General features: G+C 67.8%; 23 protein-coding genes and 1 tRNA gene. 11 read left to right on the top strand and 13 right to left on the bottom strand.

All coding sequences use genetic code 11. The features are described 5' to 3' along the window. Positions 1-37: 37 nt before the first annotated feature. The 7 genes from ABT340_RS27035 to rpmH all read right to left on the bottom strand — a co-directional run bounded on the left by ABT340_RS27035 (position 38) and on the right by rpmH (position 4,396). Positions 38-892, bottom strand: a complete 855-nt coding sequence (locus ABT340_RS27035) for a ParA family protein (protein WP_352013633.1) — start codon at positions 890-892, stop codon at positions 38-40. 243 nt (positions 893-1,135) lie between these two features. After that, a complete protein-coding gene (gene rsmG / locus ABT340_RS27030) occupies positions 1,136-1,780 on the bottom strand; it encodes a 16S rRNA (guanine(527)-N(7))-methyltransferase RsmG (protein WP_502992535.1) in 645 nt (214 codons plus the stop codon). A 224-nt stretch (positions 1,781-2,004) separates the two neighbouring features. Beyond that, positions 2,005-2,508 carry a Jag family protein gene (locus ABT340_RS27025; RefSeq protein ID WP_352013631.1) on the bottom strand — a complete coding sequence of 168 codons (504 nt, stop codon included), beginning with the start codon at positions 2,506-2,508 and terminating at the stop codon, positions 2,005-2,007. A gap of 34 nt (positions 2,509-2,542) precedes the next feature. Next, on the bottom strand, positions 2,543-3,487 hold the full coding sequence (gene yidC / locus ABT340_RS27020) for a membrane protein insertase YidC (RefSeq protein WP_352013630.1): 945 nt from the start codon (positions 3,485-3,487) through the stop codon (positions 2,543-2,545). A 4-nt stretch (positions 3,488-3,491) separates the two neighbouring features. Further along, a complete protein-coding gene (yidD, locus tag ABT340_RS27015; protein ID WP_352013725.1) occupies positions 3,492-3,770 on the bottom strand; it encodes a membrane protein insertion efficiency factor YidD in 279 nt (92 codons plus the stop codon). Then, positions 3,770-4,123, bottom strand: a complete 354-nt coding sequence (gene rnpA / locus ABT340_RS27010; protein WP_386190973.1) for a ribonuclease P protein component — start codon at positions 4,121-4,123, stop codon at positions 3,770-3,772. The genes yidD and rnpA overlap by 1 nt, the downstream gene beginning before the upstream one ends. Positions 4,124-4,258: 135 nt before the next feature. After that, positions 4,259-4,396, bottom strand: a complete 138-nt coding sequence (gene rpmH, locus ABT340_RS27005; protein WP_171200567.1) for a 50S ribosomal protein L34 — start codon at positions 4,394-4,396, stop codon at positions 4,259-4,261. Between the two features lie 534 nt (positions 4,397-4,930). On the opposite strand from rpmH, the gene dnaA reads away from it, so the two are divergent. From dnaA to ABT340_RS26955, 10 genes are all read left to right on the top strand, one after another. Continuing rightward, a complete protein-coding gene (dnaA, locus tag ABT340_RS27000) occupies positions 4,931-6,694 on the top strand; it encodes a chromosomal replication initiator protein DnaA (protein ID WP_352013629.1) in 1,764 nt (587 codons plus the stop codon). 573 nt (positions 6,695-7,267) lie between these two features. Continuing rightward, positions 7,268-8,407 (top strand): DNA polymerase III subunit beta, encoded by a 1,140-nt coding sequence (gene dnaN / locus ABT340_RS26995; RefSeq protein WP_352013628.1) that lies wholly within the window; start codon positions 7,268-7,270, stop codon positions 8,405-8,407. Between the two features lie 10 nt (positions 8,408-8,417). Further along, positions 8,418-9,176 (top strand): 3-keto-5-aminohexanoate cleavage protein, encoded by a 759-nt coding sequence (locus ABT340_RS26990; protein WP_352013627.1) that lies wholly within the window; start codon positions 8,418-8,420, stop codon positions 9,174-9,176. 13 nt (positions 9,177-9,189) lie between these two features. Beyond that, the gene (gnd, locus tag ABT340_RS26985; RefSeq protein ID WP_352013626.1) at positions 9,190-10,131 is read left to right on the top strand and encodes a phosphogluconate dehydrogenase (NAD(+)-dependent, decarboxylating); all 942 of its coding nucleotides are present in this window, start codon (positions 9,190-9,192) and stop codon (positions 10,129-10,131) included. A gap of 45 nt (positions 10,132-10,176) precedes the next feature. After that, positions 10,177-11,352 (top strand): DNA replication/repair protein RecF, encoded by a 1,176-nt coding sequence (recF, locus tag ABT340_RS26980; protein WP_352013625.1) that lies wholly within the window; start codon positions 10,177-10,179, stop codon positions 11,350-11,352. Further along, positions 11,342-11,947: a DciA family protein gene (locus ABT340_RS26975; protein WP_352013624.1), complete on the top strand. Its 606-nt coding sequence runs from the start codon at positions 11,342-11,344 to the stop codon at positions 11,945-11,947. Before recF ends, ABT340_RS26975 begins: the two co-directional genes overlap by 11 nt. A gap of 301 nt (positions 11,948-12,248) precedes the next feature. After that, positions 12,249-14,195 (top strand): DNA topoisomerase (ATP-hydrolyzing) subunit B, encoded by a 1,947-nt coding sequence (gyrB, locus tag ABT340_RS26970; protein WP_352013623.1) that lies wholly within the window; start codon positions 12,249-12,251, stop codon positions 14,193-14,195. A 42-nt stretch (positions 14,196-14,237) separates the two neighbouring features. Beyond that, positions 14,238-16,730, top strand: a complete 2,493-nt coding sequence (gyrA, locus tag ABT340_RS26965; protein ID WP_352013622.1) for a DNA gyrase subunit A — start codon at positions 14,238-14,240, stop codon at positions 16,728-16,730. A gap of 72 nt (positions 16,731-16,802) precedes the next feature. After that, entirely contained in the window at positions 16,803-17,474 is a 672-nt protein-coding gene (locus ABT340_RS26960) for a DUF3566 domain-containing protein (protein ID WP_352013621.1), read from the top strand. A gap of 147 nt (positions 17,475-17,621) precedes the next feature. Further along, a tRNA-Ile gene (locus ABT340_RS26955) sits at positions 17,622-17,695 on the top strand. A gap of 370 nt (positions 17,696-18,065) precedes the next feature. Here ABT340_RS26955 and ABT340_RS26950 read toward each other — a convergent pair. Then, on the bottom strand, positions 18,066-18,716 hold the full coding sequence (locus ABT340_RS26950; RefSeq protein WP_352013620.1) for a DUF6518 family protein: 651 nt from the start codon (positions 18,714-18,716) through the stop codon (positions 18,066-18,068). A gap of 522 nt (positions 18,717-19,238) precedes the next feature. Between ABT340_RS26950 and ABT340_RS26945 the strand changes: the two genes are divergently transcribed. Then, the gene (locus ABT340_RS26945) at positions 19,239-19,997 is read left to right on the top strand and encodes a hypothetical protein (RefSeq protein ID WP_352013619.1); all 759 of its coding nucleotides are present in this window, start codon (positions 19,239-19,241) and stop codon (positions 19,995-19,997) included. Between the two features lie 528 nt (positions 19,998-20,525). Here the strand turns inward: ABT340_RS26945 and ABT340_RS26940 are convergent. The 5 genes from ABT340_RS26940 to ABT340_RS26920 all read right to left on the bottom strand — a co-directional run bounded on the left by ABT340_RS26940 (position 20,526) and on the right by ABT340_RS26920 (position 23,943). Next, positions 20,526-20,981 carry an SRPBCC family protein gene (locus tag ABT340_RS26940; RefSeq protein WP_352013618.1) on the bottom strand — a complete coding sequence of 152 codons (456 nt, stop codon included), beginning with the start codon at positions 20,979-20,981 and terminating at the stop codon, positions 20,526-20,528. Between the two features lie 49 nt (positions 20,982-21,030). Continuing rightward, on the bottom strand, positions 21,031-21,630 hold the full coding sequence (locus tag ABT340_RS26935; RefSeq protein ID WP_352013617.1) for a DUF1707 SHOCT-like domain-containing protein: 600 nt from the start codon (positions 21,628-21,630) through the stop codon (positions 21,031-21,033). 260 nt (positions 21,631-21,890) lie between these two features. Beyond that, positions 21,891-22,703 carry an SDR family NAD(P)-dependent oxidoreductase gene (locus tag ABT340_RS26930; protein ID WP_352013616.1) on the bottom strand — a complete coding sequence of 271 codons (813 nt, stop codon included), beginning with the start codon at positions 22,701-22,703 and terminating at the stop codon, positions 21,891-21,893. Positions 22,704-22,992: 289 nt separating this feature from the next. Continuing rightward, positions 22,993-23,199 carry a hypothetical protein gene (locus ABT340_RS26925; protein WP_352013615.1) on the bottom strand — a complete coding sequence of 69 codons (207 nt, stop codon included), beginning with the start codon at positions 23,197-23,199 and terminating at the stop codon, positions 22,993-22,995. A gap of 270 nt (positions 23,200-23,469) precedes the next feature. Continuing rightward, the gene (locus ABT340_RS26920; RefSeq protein ID WP_352013614.1) at positions 23,470-23,943 is read right to left on the bottom strand and encodes an iron chaperone; all 474 of its coding nucleotides are present in this window, start codon (positions 23,941-23,943) and stop codon (positions 23,470-23,472) included. Positions 23,944-24,041 lie beyond the last annotated feature (98 nt).

Here is a 24,041-nt window from a genome sequence, read left to right as displayed (position 1 = left end):
GGTCCCTCCCCTGCTGTTTCTGCGGATCTCGGCGCGTTCACACGGCGGCGCCACGGTAGGCGATCTCACGGGCGGCGTCCATGTAGGCCATCGCGCCGCTGGAGCCCGGGTCGTAGGTCATGACCGACTGGCCGTAGCTCGGTGCCTCGGAGACACGGACACTCCTCGGGATCACGTTCTTCAGCACCGTGTCCCCGAAGTGGGAGCGGACCTCGTCGGCGACCTGGGAGGCGAGCCTGGTCCTGCCGTCGTACATCGTCAGCAGGATGGTGGAAAGGTCGAGCGTGGGATTCAGGTGGGCGCGGACCAGGTCAACGTTCCGCAGCAGCTGGCCGAGCCCCTCAAGCGCGTAGTACTCGCACTGGATGGGGATCAGCAGCTCGTTGGCGGCCATCAACGCGTTGACGGTCAGCAGGCCGAGCGAGGGAGGACAGTCGATGAGGATGTAGTCGAACTCGACCTGGGTGTAGGCCGCGAGCGCGCGCTGCAGCCGGGCCTCACGGGCGACCATGGAGACCAGCTCGATCTCGGCCCCCGCCAGGTCGATCGTGGCGGGGGCGCAGTAGAGACCCGGCATCTCCGGGACCTCCTTCACGACCTCCGCCAGCGGCACGTCCTCGACCAGGACCTTGTACATGTCGGGGACGTCGCCACGGTGCTCGATGGACAGGGCGGTCGAGGCGTTGCCCTGCGGGTCGAGGTCGACGACGAGCACTCGCAGGCCGTGGATGGACAGCGCCGCCGCCAGGTTCACCGATGTCGTGGTCTTGCCGACGCCGCCCTTCTGGTTGGCGACGGTGAAGATGCGGGTCTTGGGCGGCCGGGGCCAGTCACCGTCCCGGGCGCCGATGGTGTCTCCGGGGGCGGCCGTAGATGTTTCACGTGAAACCACTGAGCTGAGTGCCTCTCGTACCAACGGCGATTCGCCGGGATTAAGGGGGGACTGGGTCACGGTCGTCGTCCTTTCAACCGGCCTGACTGCAGCGGTGGAACCCGATGCGGGCCAACCAAGACCGGAAAGGCGTTCACGAGGCGGGACGACAGGACCCGTGGGCCAGCCGAGACCACCTTCCGCGCTCACAATCGCACTTCCATGGTCATTCACTGGCCTCGCACTCGCTTCGCTCGGTCTGTTCTACTGGCCTCGCGCCCGCTTGGCCCGCGAGACACGCTCCTTACGGCGAGCGCCCTGCCGTACTCCTTCGGGGGCCCGACCGGCGACCACCCGGATGAGAGTTGCGGGCGGCTCGACCTTACCGTGCCCGACCGAAACAAGCTCGGCGGTTCGCACCCCGCTGGTCCTCAATTGTTCCTCGGCGTCCGTCAGCTCCTCCGCTGCCCGTTCGCCCTTGAGGGCGAGCAGCTCCCCGCCCTCGCGCAGCAGGGGGAGCGACCACTTCAGCAGCCGGTCGAGCGGCGCCACCGCCCGGGCGGAGGCCACGTCGAACACGCGCTTGCCGACGAACTCCTCGGCCCGGCCACGCAGCACCTCGACGTTGCCGAGTTTCAGCGTGTCCACGCACTCCTGGAGGAAGACCGTCCGGCGCAGGAGAGGCTCAAGGAGGGTGACATGGATGTCGGGACGCACGATCGCCAGCACCAGGCCGGGCAGCCCGGCACCGGAGCCGATGTCCACCAGGCGCACGTCCGCGGGCACCGCCTCGGCGACCACGGCGCAGTTGAGCAGGTGCCGGTCCCAGATGCGGGGCACCTCGCGAGGACCGAGCAGTCCGCGCACCACCCCGGGGCCGGCCAGCAGACCGGCGAACGTCTCCGCCATGGACCAGGCATCGCCGGTGAACACCTCGCGCGCGACCTCGGGCGGCTCGGGGATCTGGTCACTCACTCGGGGCTCACTCTTCCTCGGGACGGGCTTTCTGCAGGGTGTTCTAAGGCTAACGGCCCGCTTCGCGGAGCCGTACAAGGACGGGCCGGGAACGGATCACAAGAAAGGGCCGCCGCCCCTGGTGACCGGGGACGGCGGCCCTTTTCTCCGTCGTGTCGTTACGCGGGCAGGACCACCACGAAGCGCCGGGGCTCCTCGCCCTCGGACTCGCTGCGCAGGCCCGCCGCCGCCACCGCGTCGTGCACGATCTTGCGCTCGAACGGGGTCATCGGCTGCAGGGGCTTGGGCTCGCCGTTGCGCTTGACGTCCGCGGCGATCTTGGTGCCCAGCTCGGTCAGCTCGGTACGGCGGCGCTCACGGTAGCCGGCGATGTCCAGCATGAGCCGAGAGCGCTCGCCCGTCTGACGGTGGACCGCGAGACGGGTCAGCTCCTGGATCGCCTCAAGCACCTCGCCGTGCGGGCCGACGAGATCGCCACCCTTGACATCCACGACAGACACCACGGCACGATCACCCTCGACGTCCATGTCGATGTCACCGTCGATGTCGGCGATGTCGAGCAGACCCTCGACGTAGTCCGCCGCGATCTCGCCCTCCTGCTCCAGCGCAGCGAGATCCGGAGCCGCTTTCACGGTCTCCTTCTCGGCTTCGGCCTCGGTCACGTCCGGCCACTCCTTTGTGCTGTCGGGATGATCGTCAGGACTTCTTGCTGCCCGTCCGCTTGCTGCGGGGCTGGCGGGTGGGCTGTTGGCGGACCATCTTGGGTGCGGGCGCGGGCGGCGCCTCGGGCTCGGGGGCCTTCTTGGCCTTACCCAGCAGGCCCGGCTTGGGCTCGGGCGTCACCATGTTGCCCTTGGCGTCGGCCACCGGAGCGGGGTTGCGGCTGTAGAACCAGTGCTGCTGGCCCAGGGTCCACAGGTTGGTGGTGACCCAGTAGAGGATCAGACCGAGGGGGAAGTTCAGTGAGAAGATGGCGAACAGCGGCGAGATGTACATCAGGATCTTCTGCTGCTGCGCCATCGGGTTGTCCGGCATCTGGGCCATCGAGCGGGTCACGCTCTGCCGGACGGTCAGGAAGGTGGTCAGCGAGCTGACCGCCACGAAGATCGCGAGGACGATCTTCGTCTGGATCGGGTTGGCGCCGAACGCCTGAAGCTGGGCGTCGCTGCTCCAGAAGGTCGCCGGCAGCGGCGCGCCGAAGATGTGCGCGGCCCTGGCGCTGTCGACCAGCTGCTGGGTCATGCCGAACTTCAGCTCGCCGTGAGCCATCGCGTTCAGCACGGTGAACATCGAGATGAAGATGGGGAACTGGGCCACGACCGGCAGACAGCCGCCGAGCGGGTTGGCCCCCTGCCCCTGGTACAGCGCCATGACCTCCTGGTTCATGCGCTGCTTGTCGTTCTTGTAGCGCTTACGGATCTCCTGAACCTTGGGCGCGAGTTCCTGCATCTTCTTCGAGGAGCGCATCTGCTTCAGGAAGAGAGGGAAGATCAGCAGCCTCATCAGCACCGTCAGGGTGATGATGGTCAGCGCCCAGGTCAGCCCGCTGTTCGGGTCGAGGAAGCTGCTATACGCCTGGTGTATCCAGGTGATTACTTGGGCGACGGCCGTGTACAGCCAGTTCAGCCAGGACAGCTCCACCGAGCTAGCTCCCTTGCGTTTCGTCGGACTGGCCCCGGCGTGGGGGCACCGGGTCAAAGCCTCCGGGATGGAATGGGTGGCAACGCCCGATTCTCCGGATCGTCAACCATGTGCCGCGCAGGGCCCCGTGGACGGCAACCGCCTCAAGCCCGTAGGCACTGCACGAGGGGTGGAATCGGCAGCGTGGACCCAGCAGAGGGCTCACATAGCTCCGGTAGAACCGGATGGGAGCCATCAGGGTCCTGGCGGCCGGGGAAACCCCGGCGGTGTGCTGCGCCGTCATCATCGCCCATCCCTGTGAGCCGCGGAGGGCTCACGCCGCCTGAGTAAACGATCCAGCGCGACGTCGAGTTCGGCGGCTAGGCGCTCGCTTCGCGCGGACGCGGCCGGTGGATTGGCGCGTACAACCAGCAGGCTACCTCGCGGAAGACGGTCGAGACGGTCTCGCATGAGGTGTCTCAGCTGACGTTTGACCCGATTCCTCGTGACCGCCCCACCAACCGCACGGCTCACGACGAATCCCACCAAGGGGGGTTCGTCCGTTTCTGCGCGCATGCCGAAATGCGCGACCAGTGTGGGGCGGCCTGCACGGCTTCCCTTCCTGACCGCGCCGGCGAACTCCTCGCCCCGGCGCATGCGGGACACGGACGGCAACACGAGAGGACCTTGGTTTGACCCTGGGCAGGTACGGCTATCGCCCGCCGGCGTCACGGCCGACGGGCGACGGTTCGCTTACTGCCCCGGCCCGGCGAACCGGGCACGGCGGACGCGTCAGGCGGAGAGCGCTGCGCGGCCCTTGCGACGACGGGCGGCCAGGATGGCGCGACCGGCGCGGGTGCGCATGCGCAGCCGGAAACCGTGGGTCTTCGCGCGACGGCGGTTGTTCGGCTGGAAAGTACGCTTGCTCACGAGTGGGCTCCAGGCTCAGGACGCGCCCCCAGCACATGGGGACGCTCGACAGTGGCTGGCCTGCCGGAAGCGGGGCATGCGAAAGCCTCCGCGTGACAAGCCGACCGTCGTACGTTACGGGTAAGGCGAGGCCCAGGTCAAACCGGCGAACACCTGACGATAGGTTATCCACGAATCCACAGCCCCGTTTTCCACCGACGCCTCGCCGTCCACAGGATGTGCACTCAGCCTCCCCCACAGTGCCACTAGGCTGTGGACAACGTCTTGAACACAGGCTGTGGACAGGGCTACTGTCAGCCCCTCCAACCCCTTGTCACCATTGCCCGGGCGTGTCTGGCGGCGGCCGTGGGGCTGTGCACAGCATGTGGATGCGGTGTGGATTCGATGTGGATTCCGAGCGGCGACCCCGGACGGGCAGCAGGGGCTCCGACATGTGGAAAACAGGGGAATCCGATGTGCCCGGCGGCCATCGGTGTGGATAACAGATCGCGGTGAGCAGGTGCGGTGACCGCGTCGACAGGAGGATGGCCGGGCATGGACAACTTGGACCTCAGCGAGGTGTGGGAACGGGCGTTGGAGAACTCCCTCAACGCGAGCGTCCCCTCCCAGCAACGGGTCTGGCTCGGCATGACCCGCCCGTTCGGCCTCATGAACGACACCGTGGTCCTCGCCGCCCCGACGGACTTCGCCAGGGACGTCCTGGAGAACAAGCTCCGCCCCCTGATCAGCCACGCGCTCTCCCAGGAGTTCGGCCGCCCCATGCGGGTCGCGGTCATGGTCGACCCCAGCGCGGCCGGTTCCGACCCCGGGGTCTCCAGGGGAGACGGTTATCCCCAGCCGCCCGCGCACGGTTATCCCCAGCCTGGGGGTCCCCAGCAGGGTTATGCACAGCCCGTGACACCCCAGCTCCACAACGCTTCCGGCCTGCAGAACCCCTTCCAGGGGCAGGGACCTGCGCCGATGCCGTCCACCGAATATCCACAGCACGGCCCACAGGGTCACTACGGTTATCAACAGGGTGAGGACGGAGCGCAGCAGCCGTTCCTCCCGGGGGAGCCCTCGGCGCCGGCCCCGCAGGAACAGGGGGGCGGGTACGGCCGCGGCGGCTACACCCCGCAGCCCGCGCCCCCGCACCAGGAGTCCGACGGGTTCGAACGGCACGGGCAGAACAACTTCGACCGCCCCTCGCCCCCGCAGGCCGCGGGCCCCGTGCAGAACAGATGGGACGGCCGGGGAGGCCGTACCCAGCAGCAGGGGGAACCCGCCAGGCTCAACCCGAAGTACACCTTCGAGACCTTCGTCATCGGATCGAGCAACCGCTTCGCCCACGCCGCGGCGGTCGCCGTCGCCGAGGCCCCGGCCAAGGCCTACAACCCGCTGTTCATCTACGGCGACTCAGGACTGGGCAAGACGCACCTGCTGCACGCGATCGGCCACTACGCGCAGAGCCTCTACGACGGCGCCCGGGTGAGATACGTCAGCTCGGAGGAGTTCACCAACGACTTCATCAACTCCATCCGCGACCACAAGGCCGACAACTTCCGCGGACGCTACCGGGCTGTGGACATCCTGCTGGTGGACGACATCCAGTTCCTCGAGGGCAAGGAACAGACGCAGGAGGAGTTCTTCCACACCTTCAACACCCTGCACAACGCCAACAAGCAGATCGTCATCTCCAGCGACCGCGCCCCCAAGCAGCTGGTCACCCTGGAGGACCGGCTGCGCAACCGGTTCGAGTGGGGACTGATCACCGACGTGCAACCGCCCGAGCTTGAGACCCGCATCGCGATCCTGCGCAAGAAGGCCATCCAGGAGGGCCTGGCCGCGCCGCCCGAGGTCCTGGAGTACATCGCGAGCCGGATCTCCACCAACATCCGCGAGTTGGAGGGCGCGCTGATCAGGGTCACCGCGTTCGCCAGCCTCAACCGGCAGTCGGTCGACCTGCAGCTCACCGAGGTCGTGCTCAAGGACCTGATCACCGAGGACGCGGGCTCCGAGATAACGATCGCCACGATCATGGCCTCGACCGCGGCCTACTTCGGCCTGTCGATCGACGACCTGTGCGGCGGGTCGCGCTCGCGGGTCCTGGTCACCGCCCGGCAGATCGCCATGTATCTGTGCAGGGAGCTGACCGACATGTCGCTGCCCAAGATCGGCCAGCAGTTCGGTGGGCGCGACCACACCACGGTCATGCACGCCGACCGGAAGATCCGTTCCCTCATGGCCGAGCGCCGCTCGATCTACAACCAGGTCAACGAACTGACCACCAGGATCAAGCAGCAGTCGCGCAATGGATGAGTTTTCCCCGGACGCGATACACAGGCTGTGGAAAACCTTGTGGATCAAATGTACGACTCCGCCTCAACCAATGGAGGAGGAGTTTCCACCGTGAACATGCCGGTTTCGATGGTTTCAACACGTTTGAGCAAGCTGGGGACAACTCTGGGGAGAACCTGGGGACAACTTGGGGAGAACTCGTGGACAACCTGGGGACGCCCTGTGAAGAGCGTTTTCCACAAGGACAAAACGACCTCTTACCCAGTGGATAACCTGGGGAAACCTCGTGGATAACCGGTGGATGAAGACCCCTCGATCTGGGGACGGCCTGTGGGTACAGCGAGGTTCTCCCCAGGCCGCCGAGTTCTCCACACCCTCCACCCACACCCCCGGTGGATGAAAAAACCTAGTCTGATCTGCGGAAACACAGGATTTCCACAGTATCCACCGCCCCTAATGCGATGACCCCTTGTATCTCTAACTAGAGAACTCAAGACCCACAGAAGGGTTCCGGGGGAGCGCAGGTGCGGGACAGTGAACACTTGAACCCAAGGCACCGAGCGGACAGCGCTCACACACAGGAGGCAGATCCCCGTGATGTTCCGTATCGAGCGAGACGTGCTCGCCGAGGCCGTCGCCTGGACGGCACGCAGCCTGCCGGCGCGTCCTTCCGTGCCGGTGCTCGCCGGCATGCGCCTGGAGGTGACGGACGGCGGGCAGCTGAAGCTCTCCGGCTTCGACTACGAGGTGTCCGCCGAGGTGACCCTCGAACCCCAGACCGGTGAGGCCGGCGTCGTGCTGGTCTCCGGCAAGCTGCTCGCCGAGATCACCAGGGCGCTGCCCGCACAGCCTGTGGACTTCGTCGTCGAGGGCGCCAAGGCGGTCGTCACCTGTGGCAGTGCCCGGTTCACCCTGCTGACCATGCCTGTGGAGGACTACCCCTCCCTGCCGACCATGCCGCCGGCTGCGGGCCGGGTCGGCAGCGACGTGTTCGCCTCCGCCGTCGGCCAGGTCGCCGTCGCCGCGGGCAAGGACGACACGCTGCCGATGCTGACCGGCGTGCGCATGGAGATCGAGGGCGACACCGTCACCCTCGCCGCGACCGACCGCTACCGCCTGGCCGTGCGTGAGCTGAAGTGGCAGCCGGGCCAGCCCGACTTCTCCGCCGTCGCCATGATCCCCGGCAAGACCCTCGCCGACGCGGCCAAGGCCCTGGGCAGCACCGGCGCCGAGGTCGAGATCGCGATGAGCTCCGTCGGCGGGACCGGCGAGGGCATGATCGGCTTCTCCAGCGCGGGCCGCCGTACGACCACCCGCCTGCTCGACCCCGAGTTCCCCAAGTACCGCTCGCTGCTGCCGACCGAGTTCTCCGCGAGGGCCGACCTGGCGACCGGCGCCTTCGTCGAGGCCGTCAAGCGCGTGGCCCTGGTCGCCGAGCGCAACACGCCGGTGCGCCTGGCCTTCCGCGACGGCGAGGTCGTCCTTGAGGCGGGCAGCGGCGACGAGGCCCAGGCGGTCGAGGTGCTGCCGGTCGACTTCGAGGGCGACGACATCAACATCGCCTTCAACCACCAGTTCCTGCTTGAGGGGCTGGGCGCGATCGACTCCGACGTGGCCAGGCTGCAGATGACCACCTCGACCAAGCCCGCCATCCTCACCGGCGGCAAGCCTGTGGACGACGGGGGCGTGCCCGACTACCGCTACCTGATCATGCCCATCCGCCTGTCGAGCTGATCCACAGCCTGTGAGCCGGATCACGCTGAAGGCGTGTCTCAACGGCGGTAGACGGCCCGACGAGCACCCCGCGGTCCCTGTGACCCCTCTGGAGCTCGCTGAGGCGGCCCGTGAGGCGCGTGGGGCGGGTGCGACGGCTGTGCACATGCACCCGCGCGACGAGGCGGGCAGGGAGTCTCTCAGCGCCGTCCACATCGGCGCGGCCGTGCGGGCCGTACGGCTGGCCTGCCCCGGGCTGCCCGTCGGGGTGAGCACGGGCCTGTGGATGACCGGGGGCGACGAGGGCGCCAGGCGCGAGGCCGTACGGGGGTGGGCGGCGCTCTCTCCACAGGACCGGCCAGACTTCGCCTCGGTGAACCTCTCGGAACCCGGCTTCCCCGGCCTGTGGCATGATCTTCGGCGGCTCGGCGTGGACGTCGAGGCCGGGGTCTGGTCCGTCGACGACGCCGAGGCGCTCGCCGCGACCGGTCTCGGGTGCGCACGGGTGCTCGTCGAGATCATCGGCGGCGCCGAGGAGACCGCGGTCTCCCGGGCGCGGGCCGTGCTCGGGCGTCTCGACGAGCTGGCCGTACCCGGCCCCAGGCTGCTCCACGGCGAGGAGGGACCGGCGTGGATACTCGTGGACGAAGCGGGGCAGCTGGGTCTGGCCACGCGTATCGGCCTTGAGGACGTCCTCCACAGCCCCGACGGCGGCCCTGTGGAAGGAAACGCCCACCTGGTGCGGCTCGCGCTGGCGCGACTCGGCGACAGGTGGATGATGGAACCCTGAAGGGGGTGCTCGTATGCAGATCGGCATGGTCGGGCTGGGCAAGATGGGCGGCAACATGGCCGAGCGGCTGCGCCGCGGGGGTCACGACGTCGTCGGTTACGACCGTGACCCGGCGGTCAGTGACGTCTCCAGCCTGAAGGAGCTGGTCGAACGGCTCCAGGCGCCGCGCGCGGTGTGGGTCATGGTGCCCGCGGGCGCGCCGACCCAGGCCACCGTCGAGGAGCTTGGCGGTCTGCTGTCCGACGGCGACATCGTGATCGACGGCGGGAACTCGCACTACCTCGACGACCAGAAGCACGCCGCACAGCTCGGCGAGCGGGGCGTCGGCTTCGTCGACTGCGGGGTGAGCGGCGGCGTCTGGGGCCTGCAGAACGGCTACGCCCTCATGGTCGGCGGCGCCGACAACGACGTTCAGCGCCTGATGCCGGTCTTCGAGACCCTCAAGCCGGAGGACGGCGGCTTCGTGCACGCGGGAGCCGTCGGCGCCGGGCACTTCGCGAAGATGGTCCACAACGGCATCGAGTACGGCATGATGCAGGCCTTCGCCGAGGGCTGGGAGCTGCTTGAGGCCTCCGACGTCGTGACCGACGTGGCCGGGGCCTTCTCCAGTTGGCGGCACGGCACCGTCATCCGCTCCTGGCTGCTCGACCTGCTGGTGCGCGCGCTCGACGACGACCCCGAGCTGGCCGACCTGAGGGGCTACGCCGAGGACTCGGGCGAGGGCCGGTGGACGGTCCAGGCGGCCGTCGACCACGCCGTCCCGCTGCCGGTCATCACCGCCGCGCTGTACGCCAGGTTCGCCTCCCGCCAGGACGACTCCCCGGCCATGAAGGTCGTCGCGGCGCTGCGCAACCAGTTCGGCGGGCACGCGGTCACCTCGAAGGAGGGCCAGACCGGCAAGGGCGCCGACGCCCCCGGCGCCGACGTCGTCCCCCCTGCCGAGACGGACCGTTGACCGGCGAGGCGCCGGTGAAGGACGGGGGCGGCTAGTCTTCCTGAGGTGCACGTCGCCCATCTCGCGCTGACCGACTTCCGGTCCTACGACGCCGTCGACCTCGGCCTTGAGCCGGGCGTCACGGCGTTCGTCGGCCCGAACGGCCAGGGCAAGACCAACCTGGTCGAGGCGCTGGGCTACGTGGCGAGCCACTCCAGCCACCGGGTGGCGACCGACGGCCCCCTGGTACGGCAGGGCGCGGCGCGGGCGATCGTGCGCTCGGTCGTCGTGCGTGACGACCGGCGGGCGCTGATCGAGCTGGAGATCAATCCGGGCCGGGCCAACCGGGCCAGGCTGAACCGCTCGCCCGTCTCCCGCCCGCGCGACGTGGTCGGCATGTTGCGCACCGTCCTGTTCGCCCCCGAGGACCTCGCCATGGTCAAGGGCGACCCCGGTGAGCGCCGCCGCTATCTCGACGACCTGCTGGTGGCCAGGGCCCCCCGGTTCGCCGGGGTCAGGGCCGACTACGACCGGGTGCTCAAGCAGCGCGGCGCCCTGCTGCGGGTGGCCGCGCAGTCACGGCGCGGCAGGAGCGGAAGGCGGGCGGAGAGCGACGCCGCCTTCGCCGCGGCCGGGGCGGGAGACCCGCTGAGCACGCTGGAGGTCTGGGACACCCACCTGGCGAAGTTCGGCGCCGAACTGCTCGCCGCCCGCCTCGGGCTGATCGAGGAGCTGCGCCCGCTCGTCGCCTCCGCCTACGCCTCGCTCGCCCCCACCTCGGCCCCGGCCGTCCTCGACTACCGCGGCACCCTGCCCGAGGACGGTCCGGAGGAAACGGCCGGGGAGGACCTTGAGGGGCGCATCCGCGCCGCCCTGCTCGACGTGCGCGCCACCGAGCTCGAACGCGGTGTCACCCTCGTCGGCCCGCACCGCGACGACCTGTTCCTCGGCCTCGGCGAGCTGCCCGCGCGCGGCTACGCCAGCCACGGCGAGTCGTGGTCGTTCGCGCTCGCGCTCAGACTGGCCGCCTACGACCTGCTCAGGAGCGACGGCGGCGACCCGGTGCTGATCCTCGACGACGTCTTCGCCGAGCTGGACAGCCAGCGCCGCCGCCGCCTGGCCGAGATCGTGGCGCCCGCCGAGCAGGTGCTGATCACCGCCGCGGTCGCCGCCGACGTGCCCGCCGAGCTGATCGGCGCCCGCTTCGACGTGACCGAGGGAAGCGTGGCCCGTGTCCGCTGAGGAACCGGCCACAGGACGCGCCCAGGGCCCCGCGGAGGGGTCCGCGGGGGGGTCCACAGCGGGGACCGGGAAGGGACCCGCGCGGCAGGCCGGGCAGGAGGCGGCCAAGGCGACCGCCGCCAAGGGCGCCGCGATGGCCAGGGAGAAGCTCGCCCAGGCCAAGGCCGACGCCGCCAAGCGCGGCCAGCTCCCCCGCCGCGAACCCCGGCGCAAGCCGTACGGCCAGCGCAGGGACGGCGGCGACCCGAGGCTTTTCGGCAGCGCCATCGCCGACCTGCTCGCGGACCGGGGCTGGGAGCGGCCGGTCGCGGTCGGCGGGGTGTTCGGCCGCTGGCACGAGATCGTCGGCGTCGACCTGGCCGCGCACACCAGACCGGAGACCTTCGCCGAGGGAGAGGTCGTGGTGATCGCGGACTCCACGGCCTGGGCGACCCAGGTCAGGCTGCTCGCGGCCACGCTCGTCAGGCGGCTGAACGAGGAGCTCGGCGACGGGACCGTACGGCGCGTGCGGGTGCGCGGGCCGCAGAACGGGCCGCGACCGAGCGGTGGCCTGCGTGTCACGGGGAGCCGTGGCCCAGGCGACACCTATGGGTGATGATCAACAACTCGGAAAACGGATCAGCGGCCTTTCTGGCGCGGCTACACCCCTCCCTGTAGGGGGATGCGTAAGCAGAGGGTCGACGCGCGACAGAGGCCTCCAGAGCCCGTCAATGCCGCACGACACGTCCGGAGACGCTAGAATGAAATCGAATTCCGGACACAGTCCGCTTGCGTGTCACCCCGGCCACCGCGCCGACTTCCCCCGGGTGAGCGCATCGGGGCATTCACGACGGTGACGGGCACGGCGGGGCCGACAGGGCCGTTCGCCGCGTGTCCGCGGCAGGAGGATTTCGCACTTGTCCTACGACGCTAGCTCAATCACCGTCCTCGAAGGACTTGAGGCGGTCCGTAAGCGCCCGGGAATGTACATCGGCTCGACCGGTGAACGTGGTCTCCACCACCTCGTCTACGAGGTCGTGGACAACTCCGTCGACGAGGCCCTGGCCGGGCACGCCGACAGGATCGAGGTGACCCTCCTCGCCGACAACGGCGTCAGGGTCGTCGACAACGGCCGAGGCATTCCCGTCGGCATCGTCGAGGCGGAGGGCCGCCCCGCCGTCGAGGTCGTCCTGACCGTGCTGCACGCGGGAGGCAAGTTCGACAGCAAGTCGTACGCCGTCTCCGGCGGTCTGCACGGCGTCGGTGTCTCGGTGGTGAACGCCCTGTCCACGGCGCTGGACGTGGAGATCCGCACCGACGGCCACTACTGGCGGCAGAACTACTCCCACTCCAAGCCGACCGCTCCCCTGGCGAAGGGCGAGGCGACCGAGGAGACCGGCACCTCGATCACCTTCTGGGCCGACGACACCATCTTCGAGACCACCACGTGGAACTTCGAGACGCTCTCGCGGCGCTTCCAGGAGATGGCCTTCCTGAACAAGGGCCTGACCATCTCACTGCGCGACGAGCGGCCGGACCACGCCGTCAACGACGAACCCGTCGAGATCGTCTACCACTACGAGGGCGGCCTGGCCGACTTCGTCAGGCACCTGAACTCCAAGAAGGAACCCGCGCACGTCTCGGTGGTCGACTTCGAGGAGCACGGCGAGGGCATCTCCGTCGAGATCGCCATGCAGTGGAACAACTCCTACTCCGAGTCGGTCTACACCTTCGCCAACACCATCAACACCGCGGAGGGCGGCACCCACGAGGAGGGCTTCCGCGCGGCGTTGACGTCGATCGTCAACCGCTACGCGCGTGAGCAGAAGTTCCTCAAGGAGGGCAAGGACGACAACCTCAGCGGTGAGGACATCCGCGAGGGCCTGACCGCGATCATCTCGGTGAAGCTGGCCGACCCGCAGTTCGAGGGGCAGACCAAGGCCAAGCTGGGCAACACCGAGGCCAAGTCGTTCGTGCAGAAGGCCTGCAACGACCATCTGCGCGACTGGTTCGAGCGCAACCCCGGCGAGGCCAAGGACATCATCAACAAGTCCCTGCAGGCCGCGCGCGCCCGCATCGCGGCCCGCCAGGCCCGCGACCTCACCCGGCGCAAGTCGCTGCTCGAATCGGGTTCCGGCCTGCCGGGCAAGCTGGCCGACTGCCAGTGGAGCGACCCGGAGAAGTGCGAGCTGTTCATCGTCGAGGGTGACTCGGCGGGTGGCTCGGCCAAGGGCGGCCGCGACTCCAAGTTCCAGGCCATCCTGCCCATCCGCGGCAAGATCCTGAACGTGGAGAAGGCCCGCATCGACAAGGTGCTGAAGAACGCCGAGGTCCAGGCGCTGATCACCGCCATGGGCACCGGGGTCCACGACGAGTTCGACATCACCAAACTCCGCTACCACAAGCTCATCCTGATGGCGGACGCCGACGTCGACGGCCAGCACATCAACACGCTGCTGCTGACACTGCTGTTCCGTTTCATGCGCCCGCTGATCGAGGCGGGGCACGTCTACCTCTCCCAGCCGCCGCTCTACAAGATCAAGTGGGACCGCAGGGGCGAGGACGCCTCCTACGCCTACTCCGACCGCGAGCGTGACGCGATCATCGAGGACGGCATGCAGCGGGGCAAGCGCGACCCGCGCCTGCACGACGGCATCCAGCGGTTCAAGGGTCTGGGCGAGATGAACGCCGGCCAGCTCTGGGACACGACGATGAACCCCGACACCCGGGTGCTCCTGCAGGTCACCCTCGACGACGCCGCCCAGGCCGACGAGCTGTTCAGCGTCCTCATGGGTGAGGACGTCGAGGCGCGCCGCTCCTTCATCATCAGGAACGCGCGAGACGTCCGTTTCCTCGATGTGTAGCGGTAGCCGTACAGACCTCTCTTTCGTAAAGGACCCATCCCAGTGACGGATGTGAACACTCCGCCGGCGGAGCACCAGCGCATCGAACCCGTCGACATCCAGTCGGAGATGCAGCGCAGCTACATGGACTACGCGATGTCCGTCATCGTGTCCCGCGCGCTGCCCGACGTCCGTGACGGCCTCAAGCCGGTGCACCGCCGGGTGCTCTACGCCATGTACGACGGCGGCTACCGCCCCGACCGCGGCTACTTCAAGTGCTCCCGTGTCGTCGGTGACGTGATGGGTTCCTACCACCCGCACGGCGACTCCTCGATCTACGGAACGGTCGTACGGCTCGCGCAGCCGTGGGCGCTGCGCTACACCCTGGTCGACGGTCAGGGCAACTTCGGATCGCCGGGCAACGACATGCCGGCCGCCATGCGTTACACCGAGTGCAAGCTCGCGCCGATCGCCATGGAGATGATCCGTGACATCGACAAGGAGACCGTCGACTTCCAGCCCAACTACGACGGCCGCTCCCAGGAGCCCCTGGTCCTGCCGTCGCGGTTCCCGAACCTGCTGGTCAACGGCTCGGCGGGCATCGCGGTCGGCATGGCGACGAACATCCCGCCGCACAACCTGCGCGAGGTGGCCGACGGCGTCAAGTGGGCCCTGCAGAACCCCGACGCGAGCGACGACGAACTCCTTGAGGAGCTGATCGCCCGGGTCAAGGGCCCCGACTTCCCCACCGGCGCCCTGATCGTGGGCCGCAGGGGCATCGACGACACCTACCGCACCGGACGCGGCTCGATCACCATGCGGGCGATCGTCGAGGTCGAGGAGGACGCCAAGGGCCGTCAGTGCCTGGTCGTCACCGAGCTGCCCTACATCGTCAACCCGGACAACCTCGCGCTGGCCATCGCGGAGTCGGTCAAGGACGGCCGCATCAGCGGCATCGCCGACGTCCGTGACGAGAGTTCCTCGCGGGTCGGCCAGCGCCTGGTCATCGTGCTCAAGCGCGACGCGGTCGCCAAGGTCGTGCTGAACAACCTCTACAAGCACACCCAGCTGCAGACCACCTTCGGCGCCAACATGCTGGCGCTGGTTGACGGCGTGCCCAGGACCCTGCGTCTCGACCAGTTCGTCCGCCACTACGTCGACCACCAGATCGAGGTCGTGGTCCGCAGGACCCGATACCTGCTGCGCAAGGCCGAGGAGCGGGCCCACATCCTGCGTGCGCTGCTCAAGGCGCTCGACCGGATGGACGAGGTCATCGCGCTGATCCGGCGTTCGCCCTCTGCGGCCGACGCCCAGGGCGGCCTGATGTCCCTGCTGGAGATCGACCAGGTCCAGGCGCAGGCCATCCTCGACATGCAGCTGCGCAAGCTGGCCGCCCTGGAGCGCCAGCAGATCACCGACGAGTACGACGCGTTGATGGCGCACATCATCGACTACCAGGAGATCCTGGCCTCGCCGGAGCGACAGCGGACCATCGTCTTCGACGAGCTCTCCGAGATCACCGCCAAGTACGGCGACGAGCGCAAGACGGAGATCATCGCCTACGAGGGCGACATGTCGATCGAGGACCTCCTCGCCGAGGAGGACATGGTCGTCACGATCACCCGCGGCGGCTACGCCAAGCGCACCAACACCGACCTCTACCGGGCGCAGAAGCGCGGCGGCAAGGGGGTGCGGGGCGCGCAGTTGCGCCAGGACGACATCGTCGACCACTTCTTCGTCACCACGACCCACCACTGGCTGCTGTTCTTCACGAACAAGGGGCGGGTCTACCGGGTCAAGGCCTACGAGCTGCCCGACTCGGGCAGGGACGCCCGCGGTCAGCACCTGGCCAACCTGCTGGCCATGCAGCCGGACGAGGTCGTCATGGAGGTGCTCGCCCTGCGTGACTACGAGGTCGCGCCGTACCTCGTGCTGGCAACCCGTAGCGGTCTGGTGAAGAAGACGCGCCTTTCCGAGTACGACTCGCCGCGTTCCGGTGGTCTCATCGCCATCAATCTGCGAGAAGATGACGAAGTGATCGCGGCCAGGCTTGTCTCCGAGGAGGACGACCTCCTGCTGATCTCGCGCGGAGCCCAGTCGATCCGCTTCACCGCCTCCGACGAAGCCCTGCGGCCGATGGGCCGGGCGACCAGCGGCGTGATCGGCATGCGTTTCCTCGACGGTGACGAGCTGCTGGCGATGAACCGCATCGCCGACGGCGAAGATGTGTTGGTCGCCACCGAGGGTGGGTATGCAAAGCGCACACCCGCCGACCAGTACCCCGTGCAGGGGCGAGGCGGTAAGGGTGTCCTGACCGCGAAGATCGTCAGTTCCCGTGGCAAGCTGGTCGGGGCGGTCATGGTCAGGCCGGAGGACGAGGTCTTCGCGATCACGTCCGTCGGTGGGGTGATCAGGACCAGCGCAGGAGAGATCAAGCAGTCTGGTCGCCAGACCATGGGGGTGCGTCTGATGAATCTGGTCGATGGAGACAGCGTCGTGGCTCTCGCCCGCAACGCTGACTCTTTGGAGACTGAGGAAAACGGGGAAGGTGAGTAGCCCGTGAGCGCCCAGTCAAGGCCAGGATCGCGACCCGCGTCCTCGTCAACACGTGATCAGGTGTCGGAGAAAATGGATAAAGCCGTCGAAGCAGATCCTGCCAAGGCGGGTGAGCCGTCAGCGGGTGGGGGTGGCAGGCCCGCCCCGGAGCCTGACAAGCCGGTGGCCGACGGCAAGGGCAGGCCGGGTACGGCGACCACCGAGGACGGCAAGGTGCCCGACACCACGGTGCACGTCCGTCCGACCCCTCCGCAGGGAAACTCCTCCTGGTCACCCTCGGGAGGGCCGCCCCCGCCCCCGCCTGCGGGCCTGTCGTCCCCGTCGCAGGACTCCAGGAAGCCGGCCTCCGACAACTCGCCGCGTACGCCGCGCAAGGCCCACCTGGTGTTGCGCAGGGTCGAGCCGTGGTCGGCCATGAAGTTCAGCTTCGTGGTCTCCCTGGTCTGCTTCGTGGTGCTGTTCGTCGCCGTCGCGGTGCTCTACATGGTGCTGAACAGCCTCGGCGTGTTCGACAGCATCATCCAGACGGTCAACCAGTTCACCGTCTCCGACGGCAAGCCGTCCGCGAACGGTTTCAACGTCGCCTCCTGGTTCGAGCCGGTCCGCATCCTCGGATACACCGCCCTGATCGGGGCTGTGAACGTCGTCCTGATCACGGCTCTGTCCACTCTGGGTGCGGTGATCTACAACATCGCCTCCGACCTGGTCGGCGGCATCGAGGTCACCTTCAGCGAGGCCGAGTAACCACCGCCGTCGTGTCCCCGGTGCCGCCCCAGGAGTGGGGCCGGGGACATGGCGCGAGCTGGTGTCGGGACAGGGTAAGCTTTTCCCTGTTCGACCGAACGGATTCGCCTCCCAAAGCGGGATACGATACCGTTCTTCATGTCGCAAGGGGCTATAGCTCAGTCGGTTAGAGCGCTTCCCTGATAAGGAAGAGGTCCCAGGTTCAAGTCCTGGTAGCCCCACTTTTCTGACCAGCGAAAAGGCCGCTTTCCGATCTTCGGATGGCGGCCCTTCTGTTTTCCGCGTGACCACCGTTTCCGATCAGGTCCCAAAGACGCGGTTCATGGCCATCACTCTGGAGAACCGGCGGATCCGCTTGTGGTAGACCCGTTCCGTGACGGCCGTGCCGCTGTGGCCCACCAGGCGAGAGATCTCCTCCAGGGGGACACCGGGGTCTGACAGCGGCGAGACGAAGCCGTGCCGTAGCTCGCGAGGGGGCCCGGTGGACGTTGGTGGAGTCGCCTGAGCGGTGTCCGAACAGGGATGAGGGGACTGACTCAGTGAAGCCGTGGTCGGCTGACATGACCTGGCTTACCGTGTCCACGATTCACTTCACGCCGTCACGTATTGAAGTGGCAATTCGATGACCAGGTACGCCAGTGCCGCGAGGGCCAGGGCCGTCAGCAGGGTCGGCGTCCGCTCTCGCCGACGTGCCATCAACAGCGGTGCGAGGACGAGGACGGCCAGGCAGGCCCATGCCTGCGGGGCGTAGTGCAGGACGAAGGCATACATGATGCTCTCCATCCCGAAGACGCCTCCCAGCGCGGCGAGGCCGATGACACGGTGACGTACGGTACGTCCGTTCCGCCACCACAGCCCGGCCACGCCGAACAACGGGCCGCTGACGACCGCCATCGCGAGCCAGATCAGCGGATAGGTGAGGCTGCCCATGCCGTCACGGCCGAACTCCGCGTACCCGTAATACCCGACGACCAGGCCGATCGAGGCACACAGGCCGGCGACGGCAGCCGACCACGCTGACGCCCAACCGGCAAGCAGGGCGCCGCCGACGAACGCCGGGACACACCAGACGGCACCGGAGTTGGCGACCTGGTTCCAGGCGCCCGGAAGCCAGCCCTGGGCCAGGTTGGTGACAACACCGAGTGCCAGACCCGCCACGAGCGCGGCTGCCCACGAACCGCTGAGCTTTGCTACCGGGCCGAAGCGGCTGCCCATCAGGAAGATCCCCCTGTCTCCCCTCACGGGATACCGACAAATCGCAACTATACCGACAAGCAGGTATACCAGTTCGGTGCCGCGCGGCCGTGATCTCCTCTTGGCGGGCGAAGGCGGTGATGGCCACCTGGTACGAAACCGTGCGGACGGACTGGCTCCCCCTTTGTCCGACCCCCTGTTGGACTCTCACACCCGGGTCCCGGCGGTCCCCTCGGGCCGGGTTGGGGGTGTGACCCCCGTGACCCCCTGGAGGAACAGGGGTGAAGGCCTTCAGGAGGGGCGTGACCCGCCCGTCGGTCGCACCCTCTCTGTTCGCGCTGGTCGAGGGGGTCGCGGCCGGGTGTGACCCCTGTGACCCGGGCGTCGGGCCTGTACGGCCACGTGAATGGACCCCGGGAGCTGACGGGGTGGCCGGCGTCAGGACCGGGATCCCCCGACGCCGCCCTGTTCGTCGCCGACCACTGGACCCGATCAACGTACTGACAGGGCAACGCCGGTAGGTGTTCGATAAACCTGGGAAGCGTCATCTATTGAAAGCTGGAAACGGATATGCCGGAATCCGGACCGAGAGAGTCCAGTGAATCCCGCAAGGAAGAGTTATGCGAGTCCGCTGACCAGGCAGACGGAAACGACAGCGCTCCGGAGGTTTCCACGGATCCTGACCCCGCCGGGTTCGTACCTCCTCTCCAGAATGAGCGAACAGGCCTCTCCGAAACAGGCGAAGCCTCCGAGACACCTCACCCCGGTGACACCCCTTCCGGAAAAAGGAAGCGCGTCTCCTGGTCCCTTTTCCTGGGCCAGAACGTGGGTGAGCGTGCAGGAGTCATCGCCGCGATCACCGGCGTGCTGGCGCTCGTGGTGAGCCTGCTGGCGTGGCTGCTCCCCCAGAGCGGCGACAGGAGCAGCGCTGTGCCGGAGCAGTACCTCGGCACCTGGAGGGGGCAGGTCACAATGACCTTCCCCGACCCCACCAGGGAGGGAAAAGGGGCGGGAACTGACGAGATAACGATAAAGCAGGGCAGTATCGGCGACACCGTCGCAGACCAGCGTGCCGTCGACTGGGGTCAGGAGGCCGGCTGCTCACGTAGCTGGCAGCTCGCCGAGGTCAACGGCGACCACCTTGTTCTGAAGGCCGGAACCACCGGCGCCCCGGCCAACGCGCCATCGGGGCAGACCTGCCTGGCGGATCTGACAATGAGTGTCCGGCTGACCGGTCAGGAAAGAATGGAGATCCAGGCGAACTACACCATCCTCGGAACAGTCACGGGGGCGTTCAGCGGTTCTCTGGTACGGCAGGGCCGAACGTAGCCGGGTCGCGTTTGGCCACGGCGGAACACGACGGCTCTCGGCACCCCGGTACGGACCTTCACCCTCGCCGTGGTGCTGACCGACGCGTCAGGCCCTCCCCGGCGCGGGGAACGGTCCCAAGGCCGTCAGGTGGGGCGGGCAGATCCTCACGTGCCCCCGCACACGCGGTCGGGGTCTTGCGTGCCCTAACCGCGTGACAACGCAGGGGAACTCGCACGGACGTTGGAGGACGCTAAATCCCTGGTCGGAGGGCGGTTCTCCCAAAGTCCAGAGCATTTGTGATTCCCTGACAAGGGAGAGGCCCCAGGTTCAAATCCTGGTAGCCCCATCGATAAACGCCTCGGAGCGGGCAGATTCCGGGGCGTTTCGCTATGACGGGCTCATTCGAATGGTCTCCTCGTCTTTTGAGACCCCCGTGCGTGATCCTTGAGCCTCTTGAGCAGCGAGGCGGCCGTGTGCCGCTGAACGTGCGATCGGGCCGGTCTTGTGGTCGTGGTTCTCGTGGTGGTGATCACGCGGCGGACGCGGTCACGGAGCGCTTTCCGCGACCCGCTTGACGTACTGGTTCCGCATGTGGATCAACCTGGGCATGTAATGGCGGAGTACCAGCAGTTCGGCGGCTCTTCCGAGGGGGCCGAAAGGCGCGGTGAACTCGACGATGTCGCTCATCACCGTGCCGCCGTGGTCGTCACCGTGAAAACGGTGGGTGTGGTACCAGCGCTCGAAGGGGCCTGACACCTGCTCGTCGACGAAGTACGCGGGGCGGTCGTAGGCGCTGATCGTGGACGTCATCCTCCAGTGGAGGCCGAAGTGCCGCGCCCGCCATGTGACGGTGTCGCCCAGCCGCATGCCACCGGCGGTCACACCGTCGACCGCCTCCTCCGCGGATCCCGCCATCGAGGCGGAGTGGACGTCCACGTCCAGCGATATGTCGAAGACCCGTTCCGGCGGCGCCATGACATGTGTGACGACCTCGAAGTTCACCGTCGGCCTCGTCCCGTGCGCTCGTGCGCGGCTTACCCGGAGATCCCCGTCACCGCGACTGCTCCCGCTTCAGCTTCCGGCGTTCCCAACTGTTGGGGTGACGGATGACCACACCTCCCGCGCCACCGGTGCCGCTCATGCGGATCAGCGGTGCGCCCGGGAGCCGGGGAGAGGTGACTTTGTCCTTCAGGCCACCGAGGCCCGGATTCACCTCGACGGTCTCCACGGCCCAGCCGTCGGGAACGATGACCGTGACACCGCCCGCCTGGCCGTGCACCTCCAGCTCGACCTCGGGCAGATCACAACCGGCCTGGGTGAAGTCGAGTTTGACCCCACCCATGCCGCCGGACGCGACCACCTTCGCGGGCACCTGCCAGTGACCGGCTCGGGTGACGCCACCGAGACCCCCCTGGAGGACCAGCGGCTTTCTCGGGGCCGATGGAACGTCAGGGGGAAGGTCCGCCGTCAGAGGCGCGAGGTCGGCGTATGTCCTGGCGGTCAGCGCCCGTTCCAGCCGCCCGTCCAGCTCGGCGAGGTCGAGGCGCCCATCGGCCGCCGCCTTGCTCAGCCTTTCCACCACCGCCTCGCGTTCGGTGTGGGAGACGCGCCATTCGCCGGAGTGGACGGGGTGTGAGGGCTCACCGGTCATATGGTCGATGATACGAAAAGGGAGGAGAAGCCGGACCCCTCGTTCCGGTGCTCACCGTTCGTCACGGGGAGGACGCGGCATGCGGCGCCCGTGTTCGTCCGCTTCCGTGGTCAGGAAGGAGAGGTCAGGCGGACTTCAGGACGTCTGCTGCCTCCTCGGCGACGAGCTCGGGCGCGTCTCTTGCCGTTCACCGCCAAAGGCCTCGGTCGGCGGTCTGCCGTACCCGTCTCCCCGTCTCGTCGACATCGGGGCACGGTAGGTCATCGCCGCCCGACCCAGAGCACCAAACGCTGGTAGGCGGACCCCAGTGCGCGAACGAGGATCCATGCGATCTTGGCGTCCGCTCCGACGAACACCTGTGCCTGCCGGCGCCTCACGCCGAGCAGGATGATCGCGGCCGCCCTGGAGGCGTCCATCCGTGCGACCTTCGTGTCGAACCTCTTTGTGACGGCGGCGGAGTCTTCGCCTTTCGCGAACCGCCCGTTCCGCATGATCGGTGTACGGACGCCGCCCGGATAGACACACGTCACCGAAACAGGGTGCCCGTCGAGTCGCATCTCCTGTCGCAGTGACTCGCTGAATCCACGCACCGCGAACTTCGACGCGCTGTAGGCGGTGTAGCACGGCGCCGAGAAGAATCCGAACGCACTGGAAACGGTCACGACGTGCCCGCCTCCCGAAGAGATCAGAAGAGGCAGAAACGTTTTGGCCGTGTTGACCACGCCCAGCAAATTGACGTTCAGCACGTGATCGAAGTCACTGAATTCGGAGTTGATCAGCCTTCCGGTGTGGATGACACCCGCCACGCAGAAGACCATGTCGACACGGCCGAATTCCTCGTGGACGGCGGCCGAATGGCGGAGAACCGCCTGCCGGTCGGTCACGTCGACCGTGTCCGTGAACACCCGCGCGCCGAACCGCTGACAGCGTCGCGCGGTTTCGGCCACCGCCTCGGCGTTCTGGTCGGACAGCGCCAGCCTCGTGCCCCGCCGAGCCAGGTTCACGGCCAGCGCGCGACCGATTCCCGAGCCCGCCCCCGTGATCACAGCCACCCGATGGGCGTAGTAATCCACTGTTTTCCTTCCGGTGCTTCCTGCTCATCGCCGCGCGCTACGCCGTGATTCGCCGGACGGTGATGAGGCGATCGGCGAAACCGGGCCCATCCGGGTGATCTTTGATCGTACGGTCAAGGCATATCTGTGCAGCCGGTGAGAGGAGACGAAACCCTGCCAGGAATGATCTTTCCTCGGATTACTCTAGCTCTTTGATCACCAGGGCTCGACGGGCGAACCGGCCGTGACCGGGAAGCCGTCAGGGATGCGGTTCGAACCGGATTCCCTGTGGCCTGCCGAGGCTTTCCATTTATGTGAAGAAGCTTCCGGAGGACGAATTGATCACCGAGATCACGATGTCCGCTCTGGGAGCTTCGAGCATCGTCGGCATGTCACGTTCGACGCCGAACCACATGGCCGGGCCGTTCCGTCGGTTCCGGTAGGGGACGCGGCCGGTGTTCACCGATTCGGCCGTGGAAACGAGGAAAACAGGGAAGAAGATGACGGCCTGAGCCACAGCCGTACCGTGCGCCGCCCGATCCGGGCGCCGGTTCCTTCGCCTTTCTCGCACCCGGAACCCCACGTGGCCGAGGGTACGGCCGGCAGGCCCGGGATCGATGACATGTGTGGTCCCCACCTCGGGCACGTCGCCTCCGGCGAGGCCGGGCACGGTCCGGCGGCTCCGTGCCGGAACTCGTGGTGTCGTGTTGCCGGAGGCGGCCGGCGCGTGGACACGTGGAGCCCGTACGCGCCAGGAAGCCACGCGACAGCGGGGAGGCGGGATGCCTCAGCCGGCGGCCTTCTTGATGAGGGCGGCGATCCGGACTTCGGTCTCGGGGGTCAGGTCGGTCAGGGCGAAGGCGGTGGGCCACATGGTGCCGTCGTCGAGGGCCGCGGGGTCGTTGAAGCCGAGCGTGGCGTACCTCGCCTTGAACTTCTGCGCGGGCTGGAAGAAACAGACGATCTTGCCGTCCCTGGCGTACGCCGGCATGCCGTACCAGAGCTTCGAGGAGAGGGCGGGGGCGTTGCTCTTGACGATGTCGTGGAGCCGCTCGGCGATGGCGCGGTCCGTCCCCTCCATCTCGGCGATCTTCGCGAGCACCTCGACCTCCGGGTCCACCTTGGGGGCTCGGGAGCCACGCTTGGAGGAGGCCTTCAGCTCCTTGGCGCGCTCCTTCATCGCGTCCCGCTCCTCGGCCGTGAACCCGTCGTACTTCTCGGCGGCTTCGGTGTTGGTGGCGGACGACTGGGTGCCCTTCATGGCAGATTTCCTCTCAGAAGGTGCTCGATCTGAACAATCTCATCCTAGGAACCCGAAGCCATGACGGCTTCTCCAAAACTGACCGGTTGCCGCGAGGC

The sequence above is a fragment of the Streptosporangium sp. NPDC000239 genome, assembly GCF_040300765.1.
Lineage (GTDB): Bacteria > Actinomycetota > Actinomycetes > Streptosporangiales > Streptosporangiaceae > Streptosporangium.
This window is presented reverse-complemented; position numbering and strand designations above follow the sequence as displayed.

What these genes read in the sequence shown, in the direction of transcription:
- ABT340_RS26960 (WP_352013621.1), top strand. Translation starts at nt 16,803, where the DNA reads ATGGATAAAGCCGTCGAAGCAGATCCTGCCAAGGCGGGTGAGCCGTCA.
- gnd (WP_352013626.1), top strand. Translation starts at nt 9,190, where the DNA reads ATGCAGATCGGCATGGTCGGGCTGGGCAAGATGGGCGGCAACATGGCC.
- yidD (WP_352013725.1), bottom strand. Translation starts at nt 3,770, where the DNA reads ATGACGGCGCAGCACACCGCCGGGGTTTCCCCGGCCGCCAGGACCCTG.
- rsmG (WP_502992535.1), bottom strand. Translation starts at nt 1,780, where the DNA reads ATGGCGGAGACGTTCGCCGGTCTGCTGGCCGGCCCCGGGGTGGTGCGC.
- ABT340_RS26945 (WP_352013619.1), top strand. Translation starts at nt 19,239, where the DNA reads ATGCCGGAATCCGGACCGAGAGAGTCCAGTGAATCCCGCAAGGAAGAG.
- ABT340_RS26935 (WP_352013617.1), bottom strand. Translation starts at nt 21,630, where the DNA reads ATGACCGGTGAGCCCTCACACCCCGTCCACTCCGGCGAATGGCGCGTC.
- rnpA (WP_386190973.1), bottom strand. Translation starts at nt 4,123, where the DNA reads ATGCGCCGGGGCGAGGAGTTCGCCGGCGCGGTCAGGAAGGGAAGCCGT.
- ABT340_RS26920 (WP_352013614.1), bottom strand. Translation starts at nt 23,943, where the DNA reads ATGAAGGGCACCCAGTCGTCCGCCACCAACACCGAAGCCGCCGAGAAG.
- dnaA (WP_352013629.1), top strand. Translation starts at nt 4,931, where the DNA reads ATGGACAACTTGGACCTCAGCGAGGTGTGGGAACGGGCGTTGGAGAAC.